General features: G+C 65.6%; 20 protein-coding genes. 10 read left to right on the top strand and 10 right to left on the bottom strand.

The genetic code is table 11. The features are described from left to right. Genes ACP7BV_RS19240 through ACP7BV_RS19225 form a run of 4 tightly spaced genes read right to left on the bottom strand, consistent with a single transcriptional unit; the run spans position 1 to position 2,713 of the window. Complete coding sequence (locus ACP7BV_RS19240) at positions 1-522, bottom strand: hypothetical protein (protein WP_426106092.1); 522 nt, start codon at positions 520-522, stop codon at positions 1-3. Positions 523-526: 4 nt separating this feature from the next. Next, positions 527-1,255 carry a hypothetical protein gene (locus tag ACP7BV_RS19235; RefSeq protein WP_426106091.1) on the bottom strand — a complete coding sequence of 243 codons (729 nt, stop codon included), beginning with the start codon at positions 1,253-1,255 and terminating at the stop codon, positions 527-529. A 17-nt stretch (positions 1,256-1,272) separates the two neighbouring features. Beyond that, positions 1,273-2,214: a metallophosphoesterase family protein gene (locus ACP7BV_RS19230; protein ID WP_426106090.1), complete on the bottom strand. Its 942-nt coding sequence runs from the start codon at positions 2,212-2,214 to the stop codon at positions 1,273-1,275. A gap of 16 nt (positions 2,215-2,230) precedes the next feature. Continuing rightward, positions 2,231-2,713, bottom strand: a complete 483-nt coding sequence (locus tag ACP7BV_RS19225; RefSeq protein ID WP_426106089.1) for a CinA family protein — start codon at positions 2,711-2,713, stop codon at positions 2,231-2,233. Between the two features lie 342 nt (positions 2,714-3,055). Here ACP7BV_RS19225 and ACP7BV_RS19220 point away from each other — a divergent pair, with 342 nt between their 5' ends. Together ACP7BV_RS19220 and ACP7BV_RS19215 are read left to right on the top strand one after the other, a co-directional pair. Further along, complete coding sequence (locus ACP7BV_RS19220) at positions 3,056-5,083, top strand: response regulator (protein ID WP_426106087.1); 2,028 nt, start codon at positions 3,056-3,058, stop codon at positions 5,081-5,083. After that, positions 5,080-7,659: an EAL domain-containing protein gene (locus ACP7BV_RS19215; RefSeq protein ID WP_426106086.1), complete on the top strand. Its 2,580-nt coding sequence runs from the start codon at positions 5,080-5,082 to the stop codon at positions 7,657-7,659. The genes ACP7BV_RS19220 and ACP7BV_RS19215 overlap by 4 nt, the downstream gene beginning before the upstream one ends. 106 nt (positions 7,660-7,765) lie before the next feature. Here ACP7BV_RS19215 and thiL read toward each other — a convergent pair whose 3' ends face one another. The 4 genes from thiL to ACP7BV_RS19195 form a co-directional block, all read right to left on the bottom strand. Next, positions 7,766-8,731 carry a thiamine-phosphate kinase gene (thiL, locus tag ACP7BV_RS19210; RefSeq protein ID WP_426106084.1) on the bottom strand — a complete coding sequence of 322 codons (966 nt, stop codon included), beginning with the start codon at positions 8,729-8,731 and terminating at the stop codon, positions 7,766-7,768. Positions 8,732-8,824: 93 nt separating this feature from the next. Beyond that, positions 8,825-9,973: an FAD-dependent oxidoreductase gene (locus tag ACP7BV_RS19205; protein ID WP_426106082.1), complete on the bottom strand. Its 1,149-nt coding sequence runs from the start codon at positions 9,971-9,973 to the stop codon at positions 8,825-8,827. Between the two features lies 1 nt (position 9,974). After that, positions 9,975-10,139, bottom strand: coding sequence for a rubredoxin (locus tag ACP7BV_RS19200; RefSeq protein WP_426106081.1), 165 nt, complete (start codon positions 10,137-10,139; stop codon positions 9,975-9,977). A 25-nt stretch (positions 10,140-10,164) separates the two neighbouring features. Next, a complete protein-coding gene (locus ACP7BV_RS19195) occupies positions 10,165-10,647 on the bottom strand; it encodes a rubrerythrin family protein (protein ID WP_426106079.1) in 483 nt (160 codons plus the stop codon). Positions 10,648-10,811: 164 nt separating this feature from the next. Between ACP7BV_RS19195 and ACP7BV_RS19190 the strand changes: the two genes are divergently transcribed. From ACP7BV_RS19190 to ACP7BV_RS19170, 5 genes are all read left to right on the top strand, one after another. Then, the gene (locus tag ACP7BV_RS19190) at positions 10,812-11,528 is read left to right on the top strand and encodes a FadR/GntR family transcriptional regulator (RefSeq protein WP_426106078.1); all 717 of its coding nucleotides are present in this window, start codon (positions 10,812-10,814) and stop codon (positions 11,526-11,528) included. Between the two features lie 118 nt (positions 11,529-11,646). Continuing rightward, positions 11,647-12,558 carry a 5-dehydro-4-deoxyglucarate dehydratase gene (kdgD, locus tag ACP7BV_RS19185; protein WP_426106077.1) on the top strand — a complete coding sequence of 304 codons (912 nt, stop codon included), beginning with the start codon at positions 11,647-11,649 and terminating at the stop codon, positions 12,556-12,558. Further along, complete coding sequence (locus tag ACP7BV_RS19180) at positions 12,558-14,135, top strand: aldehyde dehydrogenase (NADP(+)) (RefSeq protein ID WP_426106116.1); 1,578 nt, start codon at positions 12,558-12,560, stop codon at positions 14,133-14,135. Before kdgD ends, ACP7BV_RS19180 begins: the two co-directional genes overlap by 1 nt. Before the next feature lie 42 nt (positions 14,136-14,177). Then, on the top strand, positions 14,178-15,548 hold the full coding sequence (locus ACP7BV_RS19175; RefSeq protein ID WP_426106075.1) for an MFS transporter: 1,371 nt from the start codon (positions 14,178-14,180) through the stop codon (positions 15,546-15,548). Next, entirely contained in the window at positions 15,545-16,435 is an 891-nt protein-coding gene (locus ACP7BV_RS19170) for an SMP-30/gluconolactonase/LRE family protein (RefSeq protein WP_426106074.1), read from the top strand. Before ACP7BV_RS19175 ends, ACP7BV_RS19170 begins: the two co-directional genes overlap by 4 nt. A 2-nt stretch (positions 16,436-16,437) precedes the next feature. Here ACP7BV_RS19170 and ACP7BV_RS19165 read toward each other — a convergent pair whose 3' ends face one another. Beyond that, positions 16,438-17,673, bottom strand: a complete 1,236-nt coding sequence (locus ACP7BV_RS19165; protein WP_426106072.1) for a DUF4861 family protein — start codon at positions 17,671-17,673, stop codon at positions 16,438-16,440. Positions 17,674-17,686: 13 nt separating this feature from the next. Beyond that, positions 17,687-19,099 carry a glycoside hydrolase family 88/105 protein gene (locus ACP7BV_RS19160; protein WP_426106070.1) on the bottom strand — a complete coding sequence of 471 codons (1,413 nt, stop codon included), beginning with the start codon at positions 19,097-19,099 and terminating at the stop codon, positions 17,687-17,689. Between the two features lie 247 nt (positions 19,100-19,346). Between ACP7BV_RS19160 and garD the strand changes: the two genes are divergently transcribed. From garD to ACP7BV_RS19145, 3 genes are read left to right on the top strand one after another with little or no spacing between them, the layout of a single operon-like run. Beyond that, positions 19,347-20,888, top strand: coding sequence for a galactarate dehydratase (garD, locus tag ACP7BV_RS19155; RefSeq protein WP_426106068.1), 1,542 nt, complete (start codon positions 19,347-19,349; stop codon positions 20,886-20,888). Positions 20,889-20,918: 30 nt separating this feature from the next. Next, a complete protein-coding gene (locus tag ACP7BV_RS19150; RefSeq protein WP_426106067.1) occupies positions 20,919-21,731 on the top strand; it encodes an NAD-dependent epimerase/dehydratase family protein in 813 nt (270 codons plus the stop codon). Positions 21,732-21,738: 7 nt separating this feature from the next. Further along, positions 21,739-22,641: an aldose 1-epimerase gene (locus tag ACP7BV_RS19145; RefSeq protein ID WP_426106066.1), complete on the top strand. Its 903-nt coding sequence runs from the start codon at positions 21,739-21,741 to the stop codon at positions 22,639-22,641. Positions 22,642-22,674: the final 33 nt, after the last annotated feature.

Here is a 22,674-nt window from a genome sequence, read left to right as displayed (position 1 = left end):
TCAAGGTTTTTGCATCTCCGCCAGAATGGCGTTACGGGTTTTAGGGTCCAGTTTCTGGACGATTTTGTTGAGTTTTTCGCCGTGGCGAATGGCCAGCGCCTGCTCGGGCGTGAGCTCTTTTGCAATCACGGTCGAGGGCAGGGCGGCCGGTGGCTTCAACAGCAACGCCTGCCCGGCCAGCACCAGCAGCGCGCACAGAACGGCAGCGCCACCGGCCAGCGCTATCAAGCTTTTTTCCGCCAGCGGCGGCGCGACAGCGGGAGTGAGTGGCATGAGCGGCGTGGCGGGTGTGGCCAATGGCCGTTCTCCGGCGCCATAGCGGCACACGCTGCCGGCGGCCAGCAGGGCGTCTGCCTGCTCGGCCAGGTCGGCGGTGGCGTCGTCGAGCAGCGCCACGTGGCGCTCCACCGCTTCGGCCAGCACCGCTTCGTTCAGGGCGACGAGGGCGAAAATCGGGTCGTCGATGTCGATCCTGACGCCGGTCTTTTCAAACACCAGCGTGCGCAGTTTTTGCTGGTCCATCGTCTTACCACTGCACTTTGTCGAGTTGCTCGAACAGGTCGTGGAACACGACCTTGATGCGCTGCTTTTCCATCACGTTAAATTTTTCGCTTTCGCGCACTTCGGCGGCGGTCATGCGCGCGATATTCATCTTTTTGATGTCGGCCCCGAAGGTGTCGGCATTGCGCTGCGCCAGCACCACGCGGCCCACCACGCGCGCCGCATTGTCGGCGTAGGTCTGCGACTCGGTAAACACTTTGCCGGTGCCCGACTGCAGCAGGCCAAAATGCTCGTTCTCCCACAGCACCAGCGGCACGCTGGTCGACTTGGCGGTCGACACAAAGCCCATGGCCGTGTCGTGCAGCGTGTCGCCGCCGCCCACGATGCAGTGGATGTAGACCTTGCGCCCGGATTCTTGCAGTAGGTCGAAGCAATCGTTTTCGAGCAGGTAGCCCATCAGCGGCGAAAAAGTATTGGCGCCATTGTCGATCACGCAGTTGCCTTCTTCCTCCAGGATGTCGATCATCAGCGCGTCGAAGCGCTTGGGGTCGATGGTGCGCGCGTCGGTCATCACGGGCACGTGTTTCACATCCATCGCCTTGTAGCGCGAGAAGGTGGCGTTTTCCTGGTCGGTGTCGTAGCAGCGCAGGCGCTGCGCGTCCTTGCCCGCCAGCCATTGCGCCAGGATGGTGGAGACCAGCGTCTTGCCGATGCCGCCCTTACCCTGGAGAATGAAGTGTACCGTGTTGTGCATCTATTGCTCCCGTATGTTTAGTGGCACTTGCCTTCGCCGCGATCGGCTTGTTGCCCGTTCGGGAAGCCGTCATACGATGCTTCCAAAAATTCCCAGGTGTAGCTGTCTTCCCGCAACACCAGTTTCAGTACGCCAAAGCGGCTATTGTCGCGCACTTTGCTGTTCTCAATTGGGAACTTGAACGGCGTGTAGTACGCGCCGCCCGTGCCGACCACGAACTGGCGGATGCCGCGCTCTTCGTCGAGCTTGCCGTTGGCGTCTTGCGGCAGGAAGCGTTCGTAGATGTGGTCATGGCCCGACAGCACCAGTTCGGCGCCCGCCTCGTACAGCAAGGCCCAGGCCGGCCGCATCACCGCAATGCTGCCGTGCCAGCCGGAACTATACAGGGGGTGGTGCCAGTAGGCGAGGGTGCAGCGGGTCCGGCTGCCGGCCAAGTCCTTCTCCAGCCAGGCCAGTTGCGCCTGCTGGGCCGCGCCGCTCAGGTTGCTGTTGAGCGATATCACATGCCAGGCGCCCAGTTCCACGCTGTAGTAGCCGATACCGGCCGCGTTGCCAAAGTAGTCGAAATAGCCCTTTGCGCCGGGCGTGGCGTATTCATGGTTGCCGGGGGACGGCCAGGTGCGCGCCTTGAAGCGGCCCCAGGTGGGCTGGTAGCAGTCGTGAAATTCGCGCGCCGTGCCGCGCTGGTAGACGTTGTCGCCCAGCAGCAGGACCGACGCGTCCCGGCTGGCCGCAAGACCCCTCTCGACCAATTTTGCGGTGTCGTTGGCGTCCGACAGCAAGGCGGGTTTTTTCTCGCACCAGGCAATGTCGCCGGCCGCGTAGACGGTGTGCACGGTAGGCACGGTAGGCACGGTAGGCACGGTAGGGGCCTTGGGCGCCTGACGCGCCTGGCAGCCCGGCGCCAGCGCCATGCAGGCCGCCGCCAGCGGCCAGCCCCAGGAAAATAGGGATCGCAACGGACCGCGCGTCAGGCTATTCAACGAAGCGGAGCAGTCCCTTGAGGGCATGCACCACCGTCTGCTCGCGCACCGACTGGCGGTCGCCCGCGAACACCAGGCGCTCGGTATAGGTCGAGTCGCCGCGGGTCCAGCCAAAGCACACCGTGCCGACCGGCTTGCCCGGCACCGCGCCGGTGGGGCCGGCGATGCCCGTGGTCGACAGCGCCACGTGCGCGTTGCTGTTGGCCAGCGCACCCTTGGCCATGGCGGCGGCCACTTCTTCGCTTACCGTGCCCAGCTGCGCTATCAGCGCCGCCGACACGTCCAGCATTTCGGTCTTCGAGGCGTTGGAGTAGGCAATGAAGCCGCAGTCGAACCAGCCGGTCGAGCCGGCCACTTCCGTGATCGCCTGGGCGACTCCGCCCCCGGTGCAAGATTCGGCCGTGGCCAGCAGCAGCCCCTTCGCTTGCAGGGCGCGGCCCACCTGTGCGGCCAAGTCGATAATGTCGTTCGTCACGTGTTGCTCCTTGAGGTCGGTCGTCGGGTGAAATTGGGCGCGGCTGCGGCCTGGGCCTTCAAATCTACTTTACCATGCAGGGGCGAAAACTGTCCCCTGATCCTTATGTAATTGTGGGCAATAGTCAAGCTGGACAGCACAGCACCGGGCTGGGCGCATTGATATGCGACAAATAAGAGTATCTGCCGTGCGCCACTTCGTTGCTCGAGGCTGCTATCCTCTAATTGCGTAGGGGTAAGAACATTGCCCCATCTTTTTTTGGACCAACATGCCGCCAGATCGTCCGATCCTGGTTCCCATGGGGGAACCACCCCCGCCGGCCCCGCTTGCCTGGGTCGAGGCATGATCACGCTGCGCTCGATCCGCCAAAAGCTGGTGGCCGTGGTGCTGCTGGCCAAGCTTGCCGCGCTGGTCGTGTCGATCAGCGCGCTGATGGCGTACGACCTGCGCGCCTACCATCGGGCGCTGCTGGCCGACATGTCGACCCAGGCCGAGCTGCTCGGCCGCATGACCGCTTCCGCGCTCGCCTTTGACGATGTCCAGCTGGCCAGCGACAACCTGGCGCTGCTGCGCATCCGCCCGGCCGTGCGCGCCGGCGCGCTGTATGACGCCCAGGGCAAGCTGTTCGCCTCTTACGCCGCGCCGGGCGACCAGCGCCCGCTGCCGCGCCAGGCGCAGCCGGCGCAAATGCGGCTCGAGGGCGCGCGCGTTGTTGGTGATTCGCTGCTGGTCTACAAGCGGGTGTACGAAAACGGCGAGCTGCTCGGCACCGTGTACCTAAACGCCGAATACACGCTCGTTGCGCGCGCCATCGACTATCTGCTCGTCGCGCTCGGCGTCACGCTGCTGGCGCTGCTGATCGCATGGCTGCTCACGCGCCGCCTGGGGCGGTTTTTGACGGCGCCCATTTCCTCGATCACCGAAGTGGCGCGCGACGTCGTCGCCACGCGCGACTATTCGCGCCGCGCGCGCCGCATCAGCGACGACGAAGCGGGCGAACTGGTCGACTCCTTCAATGCCATGCTGACCGAAATCGAGACGCGCACCGGCGCGCTCGAGCAGTCCAACGACGCCATCGCGCGCGCGCAGCAGGAAGTAATGCGGCTAAACGAGCAGTTGGAGGGGCGCGTCCAGGAGCGCACCATGCAGCTGGAAATGATCAACCAGGAGCTTGAAGTGGCCATGGCTGCGGCCAACAGTGTCAGCGCCGCCAAGTCGGCCTTCCTGTCGTCCATGAGCCACGAACTGCGCACGCCGCTCAACGCCATCCTGGGCTTTACCCAGATATTGACGTCCGACACGCTGCCCACGACGCTGGCGCAAAAAAAGGAGTTCGCCAGCCACGTGCTCAAGTCCGGCCGCCATCTGCTCACCTTGATCAACGAAATCCTCGATCTGGCCAAGGTCGAATCGGGCACCGTCACGCTGTCGATGGAACCGGTGGCGTTAGACGACATGCTGGACGAATGCCGCGGCATGATCGAACCGCTGGCGCGCGCGCGCCAGATCCGCATGCTGTTCCCGGACGCCACCGGCGCGGTGGTGCTGGCCGACCGTACCCGCCTCAAGCAGGTGCTGCTCAATTTGCTGTCGAACGCGGTCAAGTACAACCGCGACCTGGGCGCCGTGGTCTTTAGCTGCACCTCTGCCGGGCCGGGGCGGGTGCGCCTGGCGGTGCAGGACACCGGCCACGGTTTGCAGAGCGACCAGGTAGCCGCGCTGTTCCAGCCGTTCAACCGGCTGGGCCAGGAAAACAGCGGCGAAGAGGGCACCGGCATCGGCCTGGTCGTCACGCGCCGGCTGGTCGAACTGATGAAAGGGGCGATTGGCGTCTCGAGCAGCGTCGGCGTGGGCACGCTGTTCTGGATCGAGCTTGGGTTGGCCGAGCCGGCCGCTTCGGCGCAGCCCAGCGCCACCATGCTGGCGCTGGAGCGGCGCCAGGCTCCCACCGGCCCCGGCGCTGTTCACACGCTGCTGTACGTGGAAGACAATCGCGCCAACCTCAAGCTGGTGCAGGAGATCGTCGCCTTTCGCAGCGACCTGCAGCTGCTCGCCGCGCCCGACGCCCACCTGGGCATCGACATGGCGAAGGCCCACCAGCCGCGCCTGATTCTGATGGACATCAACCTGCCCGGCATGAGCGGCATCGACGCCTTGCAGGAACTGCGGCGCGACCCGGCCACCAGCCACATTCCGGTGCTGGCGCTAACCGCCAACGCCATGCCGCGCGACGTGGAGCGGGGCCTGGAGGCGGGCTTTTACCGCTACCTCACCAAGCCGATCAACATCGACGAATTGAACGACGCGATCGACAGCACGCTGGCCATGCTCGACGCGCTGCGCGGCCAACAGCTGCGGGGGCAATCATGATCACCCAGGCCGACATTCACGCCGCCGCGATCCTGATCGTCGACGACCAGGCCGTTAATGTGCAGCTGCTCGAATACCTGCTGGTCAACACCGGCTACACCAACGTGAGCAGCACCACCGATTCGCTGACGGTGGCGGCCCTGCATCAACAGCATCGCTACGACCTGATCATCCTCGACCTGCACATGCCCGGCATGAACGGCTTTGAAGTCATGGAGGCGCTCAAGCCGATCGAGACCGGCTCCTACCTGCCGGTGCTGGTGGTGACGGCCGAACCGGACAAAAAGCTGCAGGCGCTCGACGCCGGCGCGCGCGATTTTGTCGGCAAGCCGTTCGAGCCGGTCGAGGTGCTCACCCGCATTCGCAACATGCTCGAAGTGCGCCTGATGCACCGCGCGGCATGCGACTACGGCGCGCTGCTCGAGCAGACAGTGCGCGAACGCACCGCCGAACTGCAGCGCTTTCGCAGCGCCATGGATGCCACCGCCGACGCCATCTTCCTGATCGACGGCGCCGGCATGGCGCTGATCGACGTCAACGAAGGCGCCTGCCGCATGCTGGGCCACGAGCGTGCGGCGCTGCTGGCGATCGCGCCGGCGCAGTTCGGCCTGTCCTGCCCCCTTGACCTGACGCTGCAGGACGCGCGCGGCGCGGCCGGCGACGCCGAACCGGATCTGGTGGAAGGCCGGCTCACGCGCGCCGACCAGACCTTGGTGCCGGTGGAGACCTACTGGCAGGTGCAGACGCTGGGCGCCCAGCGCATGCTCATAGCCGTGGCGCGCGACATCAGCGAGCGCCAGCTGGCGCAGCAGCGCCTCAAGCACCTGGCCAGCTACGACAGCCTGACCGGCCTGCCCAACCGCACCTTGTTCTTCCAGACGCTGCACGAGGCGATCGAGCTGGCGCAGGACAAGGAGTGGCGCATCGCCGTGCTGTTCATCGCGCTGGACCGCTTCAAGATCATCAACGACTCGGTGGGCGCGGCGCTGGGCGACGAGCTGTTGCGCCAGTTCAGCCGCCGCTTGGTCCAGTGCGTGCGCATTCGCGACACGGTGGGGCGCCTGGGCGGCGACGAGTTCGGCCTCATCGTCACCATGGCGCGCGACCAGGTCGATGCGGTGGGCGTGGCCAACGAGGTGCGCGAAGCGCTGCGCGCCCCGTTCGACCTGCACGGGCAGCAGGCCGCTCTGACCACCAGCATCGGCATCGCCATGTACCCGGACGACGCCACCGACCCTGAAACGCTGGTGCGCTACGCCGACACGGCCATGGTGCGCGCCAAGGAGGCGGGGCGCGACGGCTACCGCTTTTTCACCGCCGGCATGAACGTGCAAGTGCTAGCGCGCCTGGACCTGGAGCTGGCCTTGCGGCGCGCGCTCGACAACGACGAATTCGTGCTGTACTACCAGCCCAAGATCAACCTGTCGACGGGGCGCATCAGCGGCGCCGAAGCGCTGCTGCGCTGGAACCGCCCCGGCTACGGCCTGGTCTTCCCGGCCGAATTCATTCCCGTGATGGAGCAGACCGGCCTGATCGTGCGCGCCGGCGCGTGGGTCATCAATGAAGCATGCCGCCAGATGGCGCAGTGGGTGGCCGACGGCGTGGGCGAACTGCGGGTCGCGGTTAATGTGTCGAGCCGCCAGTTCGTCGAGGGCGACCTGGAAGCGGACGTGCGCGCCGCCATCGCCAACCACCATGCCGACCCCGCGCTGCTGGAGCTGGAGCTGACCGAAAGCGCGCTGATGTCGAACGCCGAACACACCATCGCGGTGCTGAACAACCTCAAGCAGCTCGGCATCAAGGTGGCGATCGACGATTTCGGCACCGGCTATTCGAGCCTGGCCTACTTGAAGCGCTTCCCGATCGACAAGCTGAAGATCGACATTGCCTTCGTGCGCGACATCATTGTCAACCCGGACGACGCTGCCATCGCGCGGGCGATCATCAGCATGGCGCACAGCATGAAGATGACGGTGATTGCCGAAGGCGTCGAGTCGCGCGCGCAGATGGTGTATTTGCGGCGCCACCGCTGCGACGAGATCCAGGGCTTTCACTTCAGCCGCCCGTTGCCGGCGCAGGAGATGGCCGCGATGCTGCTGGCCAACCGCGCGCTGCCGATGGAGCAAGAGGCGAGCGAGTCAAGCCGCCAGACGTTGCTGCTGGTCGATGACGACGTCAATGTGCTCTCGGCGCTGCACCGGCTGTTCCGGCGCGATAATTACCGGATTCTGACGGCCTTGTCGCCTGCGGAAGGATTCGAACTGCTAGCCCTGCACCAGGTGCAAGTGATCGTGTGCGACCAGCACATGCCCAACATGAGCGGCACCGAGTTCCTGAGCAAGGTCAAGGAGCTGTATCCGGAGACGATACGGATTATCCTGTCGGGCCATACCGGGCTTGAAGCGATGCTCGATTCGATCAATCGCGGGGCGATCCACCGGTTCTATACCAAGCCGTGGGACGACACGCAACTGCGCGACAATATCCGGCTCGCGTTTCACCACTACTGGCTGGTAAACGGCGCGCGCGACGAGCGCAGGGTGTCGCGCGAGCCTGGGGCCGAAGCGGCGCTGTGACAGCGGCATCACCCCACATCGTCCTCGCGTACGTGCGGGGACCCATGGAACAGTTGCTCAGTTGAACCGTTCCACGGGTCCCGCGTGCGGGAGGACGATGTGGTGGCTAGCTCGCGAAGTGATCAAACCCCGCCAGCCCCATCGACACCAGCGTACCGCCGCCATCAACCAAACGCAGCCCCGGTTCAGCGTCGATACTGCCCACCCTGGTCACCGCCGTCCCCGCCGCCAGCGCCGCCGCAACGATTGCCGCCCGGTTGGCCGCCGGCGCCGTAAAGCACAACTCGTAATCATCGCCGCCGGCGGCGCAAAACCGGCGCCGCAAATTCAAGTCCTGCGCCCCCAGTACGGGTCCAGCCGGCAGCGCATCGACAGCGAGCGTGGCCCCCACCTGCGAGGCGGCCAGGATATGCCCCAGGTCGCCCACCAGCCCGTCTGAAATATCGATCGCCGCATGCGCCAGCGGCCCGGCGGCCAGCGCCATGCCCAGCGCCACGCGCGGCGCCGGCGTGTGCATGCGCGACGCGGCAATTGCCATCGGCCCCGGGTCGAGCGCATAGTCATCCCAGTAGCACGCCAGCGCCAGGCGCGCGTCACCGAGCGTGCCCGAGATCCAGATGTCGTCGCCAACCTTGGCCGCGTCGCGCCGCAGCGCGTGCCCCGGCGCCAGTTCCCCGAACACCGTGATGCAGATCGTCAGCGGTCCCTTGGTCGTGTCGCCGCCTATCAGTTCGCAATCGAAGGCGTCCGCCAGCGCGAACAGGCCGCCCGAAAACGCTTCCAGCCAGGCCGGATCGGCCGCCGGCAGCGCCAGCGCCAGCGTGAACGCGACCGGCTTGGCGCCCATGGCGGCCAGGTCCGACAGGTTCACGGCAATGCATTTGTGGCCCAGCATGCGCGCGTCGGCGCCGGCAAAAAAGTGACGGCCCTCGACCAGCATGTCGGTGGAAATGGCCATCTGCATGCCGGGCGCGGGCGCGAGCAGGGCGCAGTCGTCGCCGATGCCGAGCGTGGCGCGGCCCGGGCGCGGACGGTTGAAGTATCGTTTGATGAGGTCAAATTCAGAGAGCATGGGCTGATTGTACCGTCTATGATGGGCGAGCCCCTCGCGCGCAGTGACGATGTGAGGTTGGGTTTTTGAGCGCTCCACACGTCGCCCGGTGATTCAGCCAATTTCACCCTGCAGCTTTTGGCGCAGCGCCGGCGTGTGGGCCGAGATCCCGAACCCGTGCAGCTTGCCCTGTTCGTCGACAAAACGTGCAATCGTGCGCTCCCCATCGATTTCATCGACCCAGCTGCCTTTGATCCCCGCCGCCGGCGGCGCCAGCGCCAGTTTGTAGCTCGGCGTCTTGACGATCACCGCTTCCTTTTTATGCACGATCGGCGTGGGCGTGCCCGCCAGCGTGGCGGCGATCGCGCGCGCCGCAGTCAGCAGCGGCGCCACGTAAGGCAGCACGCCCACCCCCGCGTACTCGGCACAGTCGCCCAGCGCATACACCCCGTCCGCGCTGGTTTTTCCGTATGCATCGACCACGATGCCGCGCCCCGTGGCCAGCCCTGCCGCCTGCGCCAGAGCGATTGCCGGCCTCAGTCCCACCGCAGAGAGCACCAGATCGGCCGTCACTGCGCCACCATCGGCCAGCGTGACGAGTAAACCGTCGGCAGTACGCGCCACGCCCGCCACAGTCGTGCCAAGGCGCAAAGAGAGCGAGCGTCCGTGCCAGGCTTGCGCCAGTCCTGCCGCCAGGCTGGGCGCGGCCAGCGCCCCGAGCGGCTGCAAATTCGGGTCGACCAGCGTCACGTGGTGCCCGCCGGCGAGCAGGTCGTCGGCGAATTCGCAGCCTATCAAGCCGGCCCCGATAATCGTTACGCGCGCCGCCTTGCCCACTTGTTCAAGGCGCGCGCGCATCTGCGCATAGTCGTCGACGTGGTTCACCGACAGCACTTCGGCAGCCGCGTCGCCCGCCATCGGCAGCCGGATCGGATCGGCGCCGAGCGCCAGCACCAGCTTGCCGTAGACGACCTCGCCCTGGTCGGTACGCAATGTACTCGCGGCGGTGTCGATCGCCAGCACGCGGGTGTGCGCCAGCACGGTTGCATCAAGCTGCACGGCCATCTGCGCCGCGCTGTGCGAGACCAGCTGGTGCGCTGCCTTGCCAAGCGCGATGGCGTTCGACAGCATCGGCTTGGCGTACGCGCCGGCGCTGTCGCCGGCGACGATGATCAAGGGCGTCGCCTTGTCCAGCTTGCGCAGCTCGCGCGCCACGCCGTACGCGGCCATGCCGGCGCCGACAATGACGATGGGCCCGTTCATATTACAGCTCCACCATGTCGAAGTCGGACTTGGCCACGCCGCAGTCCGGGCAGGCCCAGTCGTCGGGAATGTCGTTCCAGCGGGTGCCGGCGGCGATGCCTTCGCCCGGCAAGCCGACGCTCTCGTCGTAGATAAAGCCGCAAACGATGCACTGATAGGTTTTCATGGTGTGGTCCTTGTAAGTTGTTGGATCAGGCGGCGGCGTTGAGCTTGTCCAGCGCAGCCTTGTAATGGTTGGCGTGGCGCTCTTCGACATTGGCCAGCGCGGCAAAGCGCTTGGCGGCAATTTCCAGCGTGCGGCGGAACTGGGCGGCGTGCACTTTGGACTCTTCAATCTGCTCGTCGTACTCGGCCACCGCGGCGCTGTTGCCTTCTTCAATGGCCAGGTGGCGGAACTTCGGATACATCTCGGTGTATTCGTACGTCTCGCCCTCGATCGCAATTTCGAGCGAGCGCGCCGGGGTCATCTTTTCCTTTGGGTAGAGCAGGTCAAGGTGGCCGAAAGCATGTTGAACTTCCTGGTCGGCGGTCGCCTCAAACGCTTCGGCAACTTCGATGGCGCCGGCGGCGCGCGCCAGCTTGGCAAAGTAGCGGTATTTGATGTGGGCCATCGATTCGCCGGCAAAAGCGGCTTCGAGGTTTTCGATGGTGACTGACTTGATCTGGGTGGTCATGCTGTTCTCCGGTGAAGTGGTATGAACGAATGATAGATAAAATCAATTGATTTGGGAAATTGATAGTATTCATCGAATCGATAGTATTTGTGCGTAGAGGATGTAAGTCGTCATACAACATGGGCGGCGCTATAATTGGGGTCTGACGACAATTCAGCCCAGCCATGAACCTGCCACGCAAGAAACACCGCAACCTCGCCCAAGGCGTCATTGAACAGTTCGCCAGCGACATTCACTCCGGCATCCTCAAGCCGGGCGACAAGCTGCCGACCGAGTCGGCCATCATGGCCTTGCATGGCGTGAGCCGCACCGTGGTGCGCGAAGCCATTTCGCACTTGCAGGCCAGCGGCCAGGTTGAAACCCGGCATGGGATCGGCACCTTCGTGCTGGAGGCGGCGCCCGCCACCGGCGGCTTGTTATCGGACACGATCGTCACCCTGCGCGACGTCCTTGCCATCTTGGAGTTGCGTATCTGCCTGGAGACCGAAGCGGCGGCGCTGGCGGCCGCTCGCCGCACCGACGAGCAGGCGGCGCAGCTGGGAATCATCGTCGAGTCCATGCGCGCCAGCGGCGAGCAGGGCGGTGCGGTCGGCGACGACGTCCAGTTTCACCTGCTGATCGCCCAGGCAACCGGCAATAAATATTTCGTCGAGATCCTGGCCCACCTTGGCTCGGCCATCATTCCCAGGGCGCGCGTGAACGCGGCCAAGCTCGCCCAGGATGAACCAGGCGCGTTCACCCGGCGCGTGCACCATGAGCACGAAGAGATCTGGCGCGCCATCGAACGCCAGGATGGCGAAGGCGCGCGCGCCGCCATGCGTACCCACCTGAGCAACAGCCGCGAACGGCTGCGCCGCGCTCACGAAACCATGACCGCTTGACCACGACGGCAATAGTTCGCATAAGGATCTTGTAGCAGTCTATTTTATGTTGTACGATGACGTACGACTTAATATTCAGACTCAACATTTACTAGCTATCGCCCACACTGGAGTTGAAATGCATCCTCAAGAATTGAAACACACCCTGTCCTCCGGCTTGCTGTCCTTCCCGATCACCGACTTCGACGCCAATGGCGACTTTCGCGCCGATACCTACGCGCGCCGCCTGGAGTGGCTCGCGCCCTACGGCGCCAGCGCGCTGTTCGCCGCCGGCGGCACCGGCGAATTTTTTTCGCTCACGCATGCGGAGTACAGCGACGTCGTCAAGGTAGCGGTCGACACCTGCCGCGGCAAGGTGCCGATCCTGGCCGGCGCGGGCGGCCCGACCCGCAGCGCGATTGCCTTCGGCCAGGAAGCCCAGCGTCTCGGCGCACAGGGCGTGCTGCTGCTGCCGCATTACCTGACCGAAGCGAGCCAGGATGGCCTGGTGGCGCACGTCGAACAATTCTGCAAGGCGGTCGACATCGGCGTGGTCGTCTACAACCGCGGCCAGTGCCGCTTGACGCCCGATTCGCTTGCCACGCTGGCCGATCGCTGCCCCAACCTGATCGGCTTCAAGGACGGCATCGGCGACGTTGAACTGATGGTGTCGATCTGGCGCCGCATGGGCGATCGATTCAGCTACCTGGGCGGGCTGCCGACCGCGGAAGTCTATGCGGCAGCCTACAAAGCGCTGGGCGTGCCGGTGTACTCGTCGGCCGTCTTCAATTTCATGCCCAAGCTGGCGATGGACTTCTACCATGCCATTGCCACTGACGACCAGGCCACCAGCAACCGCCTGATCGACGACTTCTTCCTGCCGTACCTGGAAATTCGCAACCGCAAGGCCGGCTACGCGGTCAGTATCGTCAAGGCCGGCGCGCGCCTGGTGGGCTACGACGCCGGCCCGGTGCGCGCGCCGTTGACCGACCTGACCGGGGCCGAATGCGAGATGCTGCAAGCGTTGATCAGCAAGCAGGGCCCGCAATGATGGCGTTTGATGGCAGCATGATCATTGCGGGGGCCGCGGTGCGCGGCGCAGCCGGCACGGTGCGCGCGATCGACCCGGCCAGCGGTGCCGAATTGGCGCCGCCTTTCGGGCTGGCCAGTGCCGGCGACGTCGAGCGCGCGTGCACGCTCGCTGACGCCGCATTCGACGCCTACCGCGCCACTTCGCTGGACGAACGGGCCGCCTTTCTGGAAGCGATCGCCCAGGAAATCCTGGACCTGGGACCGCAGCTGATCGAACGCGCGATGCAGGAGAGCGGCTTGCCGCAGGCGCGCCTGGAAGGCGAGCGCGGTCGCACCGTCGGCCAGCTGCGCCTGTTTGCCAAGGTGGTTCGCGACGGCCATTTTTTGGGCGCCACGCTCGATGGCGCGCTGCCTGACCGAGTGCCCGCGCGGCCCGATCTGCGCCTGTGCAAAATTGGCCTCGGTCCCGTGGCCGTATTTGGCGCAAGTAATTTTCCACTGGCGTTCTCGGTCGGCGGCGGCGACACCGCGTCTGCGCTGGCGGCCGGCTGCCCGGTGGTGGTCAAGGCCCACAATGCCCACCTTGGCACGTCCGAGCTGGTGGCGCGCGCCATCGCGCGCGCCTTGGCGTCGTGCCAGCTGCCGGCGGGCGTGTTTTCGATGGTGATCGGCGAAGGGCGCAGCGTGGGCCAGCAACTGGTGGCCCACCCGGCGATCAAGGCGGTCGGTTTTACCGGTTCGCGCCAGGGCGGCATGGCGCTGGTGCGGGTGGCCAATGGGCGCCATGAACCCATTCCCGTGTACGCCGAAATGAGCAGCGTGAACCCGGTGTTCATGCTGCCGCACGCACTGGCGGCCGACGGCGGCCAGCTGGCCCAGGGTTTTGTCGATTCGCTGACCATGGGCGCGGGCCAGTTCTGCACCAACCCTGGCATGGTGCTGGCCATTGCCGGCGCCGATACCGACCGCTTTTTCGCGGCGGCCGCCGCCGCGCTGCAGGCCAAGGCCGGCGCCACCATGCTCACGCCCGGCATCCACCAGGCCTACCAGGGCGGCGTGGCTACGCTCGATGCCCTGCAAGGAGTAAGCCGGCTCGCCGCCGGCCAGGCCGGTGCGGGCTCCTGCGCCGCGACCGCAGCCCTGTATGCCTGCGATGCGCTCACCTACATGGCCACGCCGGCGCTGGAAGACGAAGTGTTCGGCCCCTGCTCGCTGCTGGTACGCTGCCACGACCAAGCCGAAATGCTGCAGGTCGCGCAACGCCTCGAAGGGCAGTTGACGGCCACCGTGCATGCGCTCCCTGCCGACCAGGCGCTCGCCGCGCGCCTGCTGCCGGTCCTGGAACGCAAGGCCGGCCGCATCCTGTTCAATGGCTTTCCGACCGGCGTCGAAGTGGCGCATGCGATGGTGCACGGCGGCCCTTTCCCGTCCACTTCGGACAGCCGCAGCACGTCGGTGGGGGCGGGCGCGATCGACCGCTTCCTGCGGCCCGTGTGCTACCAGAACGTGCCGGCGGCGCTGCTGCCGCCCGCGCTGGCCGACGCCAATCCGCTGGGGCTGACCCGCATGCAGGATGGCGTGCCGAGCGCGCCGTAACCCTCCACTCCCGTTGCAAACATAAAATAAAGACGAGATAATATGAAGCAGCAAGGAATGGGCAGTTACCGTTGGACGATCTGCGCGCTGTTATTTTTCGCCACGACCGTCAATTACCTGGACCGCCAGGTCCTGAGCCTGCTGGCGCCCGACCTGTCCAAGGAGTTCGGCTGGACCAATACGGACTATGCCAACATCACGGCGGTGTTTCAGTTCGTGTACGCGATCTCGATGCTGTTTGCCGGGCGCGTGGTCGATAAACTCGGCACCAAGGCGGCCTTCGTGCTGGCCATTCTTGTCTGGTCGATCGGGGCGGTGATGCATGCCTTCGCGCTCGGCCTGGGCAGCGGCATGGCATCCGTCTTGAACGCGCTGGGCCTGGCGGCAGTGCCGGTATCGATCGCCGGCTTCATGATCGCGCGGGCCGTGCTGGCGCTGGGCGAGGCCGGCAATTTTCCGGCCGCGATCAAAGCCACGGCCGAATACTTCCCCAAAAAAGAGCGTGCCTTCGCCACCGGGATTTTCAATTCAGGCGCCAACGTGGGCGCCGTGCTGGCGCCGATCTGCGTGCCGCTGCTGGCCGCCGTGTGGGGCTGGCAGGCGGCGTTCGTGGCGGTGGGCGCGATCGGCTTTGTCTGGATGGGGCTGTGGATCACGTTCTACGACAAGCCCGAGCAGCAAAAACGCTTGTCCAAGGAAGAACTGGCCTACATCACCAGCGACGACGCCCACGTCGGGACACACGCGGGTGCGGCCGGCCTGGCGCTAAGCTGGGTTGCCTTGCTCGCCTATCGCCAGACCTGGGCCTTCGCCTTCGGCAAATTCATGACGGACGGCGTGTGGTGGTTCTTCCTGTTCTGGCTGCCCAAGTACCTGTCGGCGCAGTACGGCATGACGTCGTCCGACATCCAGTTACCGCTTGCCATCCTGTACAGCATGACCATGATCGGCAGCGTGGGCGGCGGCTATTTTCCGACCTATTTCATCAACAAGGGGGCCTCGCCTTACGACGGGCGCATGCGCGCCATGTTCGTCATTGCGCTGTTCCCGCTGGTGGTGCTGCTGGCCCAGCCGTTCGGCTACATCAGCTTCTGGGTGCCGGTCCTGCTGGTGGGCATCGGCACCGCAGCGCACCAGGCCTGGTCGGCCAACTTGTTCACCACCGTGTCCGACATGTTCCCCAAGCGCTCGATCGCTTCGGTGGTTGGCATCGGGGGCATGGCCGGTGGCCTTGGCGGCGTGTTGATCACCAAGATCGGCGGCTGGCTGTTCGATCACTACGGCGCGCTCGGCCAGGTATCGACCGGCTACACCATCATGTTCAGCGGCTGCGCGGTGGCCTATCTGCTGGCCTGGTGCGTGATGAAAACCCTGGTGCCGCGCTACCAGGTGATTACCGAGCCGTCGGCATGAAGGGCGGCGTGCGCATCGAGCGGATAGAGGCACCACGCTGCACGGTGGGCGAATCGCCGCTCTGGGTCGTGGCCGAGCAGGCCTGGTACTGGGTCGATATCGTGGAGCGCACCATCTGGCGCTGGAATCCGGCCAGCGGCGCCATCGCCAACTGGAACACGCCCCAGATGGTGGCATGCCTGGCCGCCCGCAGCGGCGGCGGCCTGGTGGCCGGCATGCAAAGCGGTTTGTTTGCCCTGGGCTTGGGCGACGCCGGCCTGCTCAGGGCCGCGGTGCTGGCCCGCCCTGTTGGAATCGAGGAGGGCATGCGCTTTAACGATGGGCGGTGCGACCGCCAGGGGCGTTTCTGGAGCGGCACCATGGTCATGGACATGGCGCAGGGCAGGGCCGAGGGCAAGTTGTACCGTCTGGACGCAGCCGCCCTGGAAGGGCCTTTTGTGTCAGGCCTGATGGTGCAGAACGGCCTGGCGTTTGCGCCCGACGGGCGCACCATGTACTTGTCCGACTCGCATCCGCAGGTCCAGAAAATATGGGCGTTCGACTATGATCCGGACAGTGGCGAGCCTTCGCGCCAGCGCCTGTTCGTCGATATGCTTGACCATCCCGGGCGGCCCGACGGCGCCGCGGTCGATGCCGACGGCTGCTACTGGATCTGCGGAAACGACGCCGGCTGCATCTTGCGGTTCACCCCGGACGGGCGGCTGGACCGCAGAATCGACGTGCCGATGGCCAAACCGTCCATGTGCAGCTTTGGCGGACCGGCTCTGGACACCATGCTGGTGACTTCGATCAGTGCCGGCCAGAGTCCGGACGACGCGTGGGCCGGCGCCACCATCGCCTTCAGGCCCGGCGTGCAGGGCTTGCCCGAGGTGCCCTGCGTCGCTTGAGCTCAAGGCTTGTCCGTCGCCGCGCCCGCGCTCAGCGACAGACGCAACGGATTGGCCACGCGCGCAGCCAGCGTGGCGATCTCGGCGTTCCATTGCTGGGAAGTGGCGACGCGCCCGGCTTTGGACCAGGCCGCGCCGACGTAATAGCGCAGCGGCTGGCCGGAAGCGACGCTGGCCAGCACCAGTTCATTGAGCCCGTCTTGCGCATAGGCGCTCGCACCCGGCAGCATGATGGCCGTGCCAAAGGCGCCATTGCCGGCCTGCTCCACCCATTGCATCAAGGCGCCACGCGCCGGGTCGCGCGTAATCGCAATCTGCGGCTGCTGGCCCTTGCCGGCGGGGTTCTTGTTCAGTCCTATCGCCACCGTCAGCGCCGCAGGTCCGGCAAACGTAAAGGTGCTGTCGACGCGGTCGAACTGGTGGCCGGCGTCGACCGTGAAGCGTTTGACTTCCGAGACTGCGACCCCGCCGGCGTCCCAGCTGTCGTAGCTCAGCTCGAAAATCGCGCGCACCGGGCCGTTGGCGAGCACCTTCCAGGATGCGTAGTTGACGCTCGTGTAGAGCCGCTTGCCGTCCCACACACCGCTGCCGCCGCAACCGCGCGACTGGCCGACGTTGTACATGTCCATGCCTTCGCCTTCGTCCTTGTGGTAGTGGTCATGTCCCTTGTTGTACCAGCGGTCCACTACGGGATAGCTGACCCGCTTGAACCAGATATCGAGCCCGCTGGTGACCAGTACTTCCTTGGTCACGCCGGGCGGGGCGGGCGCTGCCAGCGCGCGGCCGTACGTGCGGTGCGCCACCAGGTCGTTTTCCCAGGCGAAGTCGTCGAGCCGCTCCTGGACGTAGCGTGCCGTGACCGCGGCTTGAAACACGGGCGCGAGCGACTCGGTTTTTTCGACCGTGAAGCTGGCGCTTTTTTCACCCGCCGCAAAACTGTACTGGAAAATCAGTTCGCCATAGGCGGCGCCGATATTGCGCGGGTCCTTGGCCTGGGGCAGGACATTGGTGACCTGGTGCGCCAGTACGCGCCCGGCCCGGTCGCGCACGGCCAGGTGCTGGATCAGCGCGCCGGGCAGGGCGCGGTTCACTTCCGTCCACGGGACGCTGATGGTTTCGGACGCGCGCGCAATGGCCAGGTCGTGGCTGGCGTCGATGCGCAGCTGTTCGGCAGCCTGGGCTGCTGACGCCGTGCACAGCGCGCTGGATACGGCGAGGAAAAGCATGGTTGGTTTCATGTGAGGCTCCGGCTTAGTGGTGTTCGCGGTAATCGGTGCTGCCGCCCTTGGGCACGTAGTGATAGGTGCGCACCTTGTACTCGATGTCGAAGGCTGGGTTTTTCAGCAACTTGATCATCTCGGCGCCGGCCAGCAGCGTGGGGCCGTAGCCGTGCAGCGCATGCACGCTGGTGGGGCGGTGGTAGTAATAAGTCTGGTCGCCGGCGAGCGTAGTGCCAACGCAGGTGCCTTCAACCTGGCCCTTGGCGTTGATGCGCGCCGACAGGCCGGCCCACCCGGCCTGGGCGATCGCGCCGTAGGTCACGGGACTGATCCAGCCCTGGTTGATCGCATGCGCCAGGCCATACGTGAACATGGCGCTGGCCGAGGTTTCCAGGTAGGAGTCGTTGCGGTCGACCATCTGGTGCCACAGTCCCGCACCCGACTGCAGCTCTGCGACGCCGCGCAAGGTGGCGCGCAGCTGGGCCAGCACCGGTGCGTAGCCGGGATGGGTTTTGGGCAGCACGTCAAGCAGGTCGGACATGGACAGCACGGCCCAGCCGTTGGCGCGCGCCCAGTAAAACCGCGGCGCGTCCGGGTGGTTGGCGTTCCAGCCGTGGGTATAGATGCCTTTCTGCTTGTCGAACATATAGGCCGACATCTGCAGCACGTTTTTTACCGCGTCGTCGAAGTACGCGCTCTTGCCGCTCATGCGGCCCAGTTCCGCGAGCGCGGGCACGCCCATGTACATGTCGTCGGCCCACAGCGACGACGCCTGCGGGCGCTTGCGCGCCATCGTACCGTCGGCGAGCCGGTACTGGCCAGCCGCCACCCACTGGCCGCAGACGGCGATCTGGGCCGACAGGTCGGGGCCAATGCCCGCTGCCCGTGCGCGCATCATGGCCGCGCACATGGCGCCGGCGTCGTCGAGCGAACGCGGATCGATGAAGCGCGAAAAACTGTTGGCGCGCCCCAGCTTGAACTTCCGTTCCTGGGCCCGGAAGTACGGGAGCCTCTCAGCGAAAAAGGCCAGGTGGCGCGCCGTCATGTCGGTGAAGCGGCGCTCGCCCGTGGCCTCGGCCGCGCGCATCAGGCCCGCATGCACCACGCCCATTTCATAGACTTGCAGGCCGAAGTCGCCATCGCTCGCTTGCACGATGGCCTCGGCCACGGGCGTACTGAAGTCGGTGATCTCGGCGCCGTTATCCTTGCGCACCACGCGCGAGGGCGTCGCCGCGTCGAGGTAAGCGCGGATGCGGTGCAGCGCCGCGCCGATCTCTGCCGCGTCAGGTTTTTTATAGGGGATCGGGTAGCTGCCTTCGCCCAGGTCTTGCGCGTTCTTGTTGTCCGGGTTGCGGTACGGGCCTTCGGCGCTTGCCGGTTCGGCCACTGCGAGTACAGTCAGGCAGGCCAGCGCGGCGAGCAGTTTGCTTGGGGTGGGTGTCACGGTGTCTCCGGTAAGGTATGGGACGGCAAGCTGTTGCGCATTATCGGCCATTTCCACGGGCCAGAATGCCATTCGTGTCAGGCCGAAACCACGATTTGGTCGGTCCATTGTATTTTGGTTGGACCAAAATAGCAATGTGGACTAGCCAATCGCGACGCATATGTGGCATACTGGATGAACGGTCGCAAGCCTTGGTGCGGCGGCCGCCACACGGTATGACGAGGCGTTGACGACGATGATGATGACGATGAAAAATGACCAGGCACGCTTTATCCGCATGCATGAGAACGACAATGTCGCCATTGTCGCCAACGATGGCGGCCTGGGCGCCGGTGCCGTGTTTGCGGACGGCCTGGCCCTGGTCGAGGCGGTACCCCAGGGGCACAAGGTCGCGCTGCACGACCTGGCCGAGGGCGATGCGGTGGTGCGCTACAACGTCACCATCGGCTACGCCAGTTGCGCCGTTGCGCGCGGCGCCTGGGTGTCCGAGCGGGTGCTGCGCATGCCGCCGGCGCGCGCGCTAAGCGACCTGCCCGTGGCCACCCGCCTGGCGCCACCCGCCGCGCCGCTCGAGGGCTACACCTTCCAGGGCTACCGCAATGCCGACGGCAGCGTCGGCACGCGCAATATCCTGGCCATCACCACCACCGTGCAATGTGTCTCGGGCGTGGTCGATTTTGCGGTCCGGCGCATCAAGGAAGAACTGCTGCCGCGCTTTCCAAATGTGGACGACGTCATTGGCATCGAGCACAGCTACGGTTGCGGCGTGGCGATCGACGCTCCCGGCGCCGAAGTTCCGATCCGCACCCTGCGCAATATCAGCAAGAACCCCAATTTTGGCGACGCGGTCATGGTGGTGAGCCTGGGCTGCGAAAAGCTGCCGCCGGCACGCCTGTTCCCGGCCGGCGCAATTGCCATCGGTGCGGCTGTGCCGTCCGTGGTGTGCCTGCAAGACCAGCAGCACGTGGGATTTGACGCCATGATCGCCGCCATCGTCAACACGGCCGAAGGCCATCTGCGGCAACTGGACGCGCGTCGCCGCGAAACCTGTCCCGCCTCGGAACTGGTGGTCGGCGTGCAGTGCGGCGGCAGCGACGCGTTTTCCGGCGTGACGGCCAATCCGGCTGTCGGCTTTGTCACCGACCTGCTGGTGCGCGCCGGCGCCACCGTCATGTTCTCGGAAGTGACCGAGGTGCGCGACGGGATCGACCAATTGACCGCGCGCGCCGCCAACGCCGACGTGGCCGCGGCCATGGTGCGCGAGATGCAGTGGTATGACGATTACCTGCTGCGGGGCGGCGTCGACCGCAGCGCCAACACCACGCCGGGCAACAAGGCGGGCGGCTTGTCGAATATCGTCGAAAAGGCCATGGGCTCGATCGTCAAGTCGGGCACCTCGCCCATCGTGGGGGTGCTTGCGCCAGGCGAAAAACTCACCCGCAAGGGCTTGATCTACGCCGCCACCCCGGCCAGCGATTTTATCTGCGGCACGCTGCAGCTGGCGGCCGGCATGAACCTGCACGTTTTCACGACCGGGCGCGGCACGCCCTACGGGCTGGCCGCCGTACCGGTTATCAAGGTGGCCACGCGCGACGAGCTGGCGCGCCGCTGGCATGACCTGATGGACGTCAATGCCGGGCGCATCGCCAGCGGCAGCGCGACGATCGAAGACGTGGGCTGGGAAATGTTTAAGCTGATGCTGGAAGTAGCTAGCGGGCGCAAGACCTGGGCCGAGCACCACAAGCTGCATAACGCGCTGGTGCTGTTCAACCCGGCCCCGGTCACGTGACCGGAACACTATCTGAACCAAGGAGACAACATGACGCAGGCAACCCCCTTTAAACGTATTCTTCTGACCGGCGCTGCCGGCGGCCTGGGCAAGGTGCTGCGCGAGCGTATCAAACCCTGGGCCGAAGTGATTCGCCTGAGCGACCTGGCCGACCTTGGCGTTGCCGGCGAAGGCGAGGAAATCGTGCAGTGCGACCTGGCCGACAAGGCGGCCGTGCTGGCCCTGATGGAAGGTGTGGACGCCGTGCTGCACTTCGGCGGCATTTCCACCGAGGCGCCGTTCGAGGCCATCATGCAGGCCAATATCCTGGGCGTCGCCAACCTGTACGAAGCGGTCCACAAGGCCGGCGTCAAGCGCGTTGTGTTCGCCAGCTCGAACCATGCGGTGGGCTACTACCGCACCACCGACATGGTCGATGCCAGCATGCCGACCCGTCCGGACAGCATGTATGGAGTGAGCAAGTGCTTTGGCGAGTCGCTGTCGCGCTACTATTACGACCGCTTTGGGATCGAGACCGTTTGCCTGCGCATCGGATCGAGCTTTCCGGAGCCGCTCAACCGGCGCATGCTGACCACGTATTTCAGCTACGATGACCTGGTCGAAAGCCTGCGCTGCTGCCTGTTCGCGCCGCGCGTGGGGCACACGATCGCCTTTGGCGTCTCTGACAACGACAGCGCCTGGTGGGACAACAAGCACGCCGCCTTCCTGGGCTTTCGGGCCCGCGACAGTGCGCGCCAGTTCGCCGGCAAGTTCCCTGATTCTGCCGACTTCCCGGCGGCCGACGACATCACGGCGACCTACCAGGGCGGCAAGTTCCTGCTCGACGGGCCACAGTACCAATAGGTTCGGCGTGGACGTCGTCACGCTGCGCAATGCGCACCTGCACGCGCAGGTGCTGCCTGCCATCGGCGGCGCCCTGGCCCGCCTTGACGCGCTGGCCGGCGGCCATCCGCGCACGCTCCTGCGCCCATGCGAACTGCCGGCCGGCGCGCCCGATCCCACGCCCTCGCAGCTGGCTTGCTTTCCACTCGTGCCGTGGTCGAACCGGATCGGCGACGGCGGCTTTCACTTTGATGGCCGGCGCATCGACCTGGCGCCCAACCGCGCGGGCGAGCCTTTTCCGATCCATGGCGAAGGCTGGCAACAGCCCTGGCAGGTCGTTTCGCGTTCTAACACCAGCGTGGCCTTGCTGCTCGACCGGGGCGGGCAATCGCCTTTCTCGTACGTGGCCCGGCTGTGCTATGCCTTGCGCGGGCCGCTGCTCGAAGTGACGCTGGAAGTGCGCAATGACGGCAACTACGCACTGCCGTTCGGCCTGGGGCTGCATCCCTGGCTGCCGCGCACCGAAGGCGTGCTGCTGCGCGCTGCGGCGCGTAGTGTCTGGCGGCGCGGCGAGGATGGCTTGCCCTCCGAGCCGACGGACATTCCGATTGAGTGGGATTTTAGCGGTGCGCGCCCGCTGCCCGAGCAAGCGATTGACAATGTGTTTTCAGGCTGGGATGGCGTGGCCGAGATCTTTTGGCCCGAATCCGCGCAGCGCTTGAAAATTACCGCGGACATGGGCTACTACATCGTCTACACGCGACCGGGCGCGGATTTTTTTTGCTTCGAGCCGGTCGATCACATGATCAATGCGCACAACTTGGAAGGCGGGCCGGTGCGTCATGGATTGAGTGTGCTGGCGCCGGGCCAGTCGCTGACGCGCACGGTTCGGTTTGAAGTTTTGGCCGAGTCAATGCGCTACAGGCGGTAGGTCGGATAAGCGCCAGCGTAATCCGACATGCGT

The organism is Massilia sp. TSP1-1-2 (genome assembly GCF_049896185.1).
Classification (GTDB): Bacteria; Pseudomonadota; Gammaproteobacteria; order Burkholderiales; family Burkholderiaceae_D; genus Telluria_A.
Note: the sequence above shows the minus strand (reverse complement) of the source record. Positions and strands in the feature narration are given on the sequence as shown.

Excerpts from the sequence above, each read along its gene's own strand:
- ACP7BV_RS19240 (WP_426106092.1), bottom strand. The coding sequence starts at position 522 with ATGGACCAGCAAAAACTGCGCACGCTGGTGTTTGAAAAGACCGGCGTC.
- ACP7BV_RS19235 (WP_426106091.1), bottom strand. The coding sequence starts at position 1,255 with ATGCACAACACGGTACACTTCATTCTCCAGGGTAAGGGCGGCATCGGC.
- ACP7BV_RS19220 (WP_426106087.1), top strand. The coding sequence starts at position 3,056 with ATGATCACGCTGCGCTCGATCCGCCAAAAGCTGGTGGCCGTGGTGCTG.
- ACP7BV_RS19215 (WP_426106086.1), top strand. The coding sequence starts at position 5,080 with ATGATCACCCAGGCCGACATTCACGCCGCCGCGATCCTGATCGTCGAC.
- thiL (WP_426106084.1), bottom strand. The coding sequence starts at position 8,731 with ATGCTCTCTGAATTTGACCTCATCAAACGATACTTCAACCGTCCGCGC.
- ACP7BV_RS19205 (WP_426106082.1), bottom strand. The coding sequence starts at position 9,973 with ATGAACGGGCCCATCGTCATTGTCGGCGCCGGCATGGCCGCGTACGGC.
- ACP7BV_RS19200 (WP_426106081.1), bottom strand. The coding sequence starts at position 10,139 with ATGAAAACCTATCAGTGCATCGTTTGCGGCTTTATCTACGACGAGAGC.
- ACP7BV_RS19195 (WP_426106079.1), bottom strand. The coding sequence starts at position 10,647 with ATGACCACCCAGATCAAGTCAGTCACCATCGAAAACCTCGAAGCCGCT.
- ACP7BV_RS19190 (WP_426106078.1), top strand. The coding sequence starts at position 10,812 with ATGAACCTGCCACGCAAGAAACACCGCAACCTCGCCCAAGGCGTCATT.
- kdgD (WP_426106077.1), top strand. The coding sequence starts at position 11,647 with ATGCATCCTCAAGAATTGAAACACACCCTGTCCTCCGGCTTGCTGTCC.
- ACP7BV_RS19180 (WP_426106116.1), top strand. The coding sequence starts at position 12,558 with ATGGCGTTTGATGGCAGCATGATCATTGCGGGGGCCGCGGTGCGCGGC.
- ACP7BV_RS19175 (WP_426106075.1), top strand. The coding sequence starts at position 14,178 with ATGAAGCAGCAAGGAATGGGCAGTTACCGTTGGACGATCTGCGCGCTG.
- ACP7BV_RS19170 (WP_426106074.1), top strand. The coding sequence starts at position 15,545 with ATGAAGGGCGGCGTGCGCATCGAGCGGATAGAGGCACCACGCTGCACG.
- ACP7BV_RS19165 (WP_426106072.1), bottom strand. The coding sequence starts at position 17,673 with ATGAAACCAACCATGCTTTTCCTCGCCGTATCCAGCGCGCTGTGCACG.
- garD (WP_426106068.1), top strand. The coding sequence starts at position 19,347 with ATGAAAAATGACCAGGCACGCTTTATCCGCATGCATGAGAACGACAAT.
- ACP7BV_RS19150 (WP_426106067.1), top strand. The coding sequence starts at position 20,919 with ATGACGCAGGCAACCCCCTTTAAACGTATTCTTCTGACCGGCGCTGCC.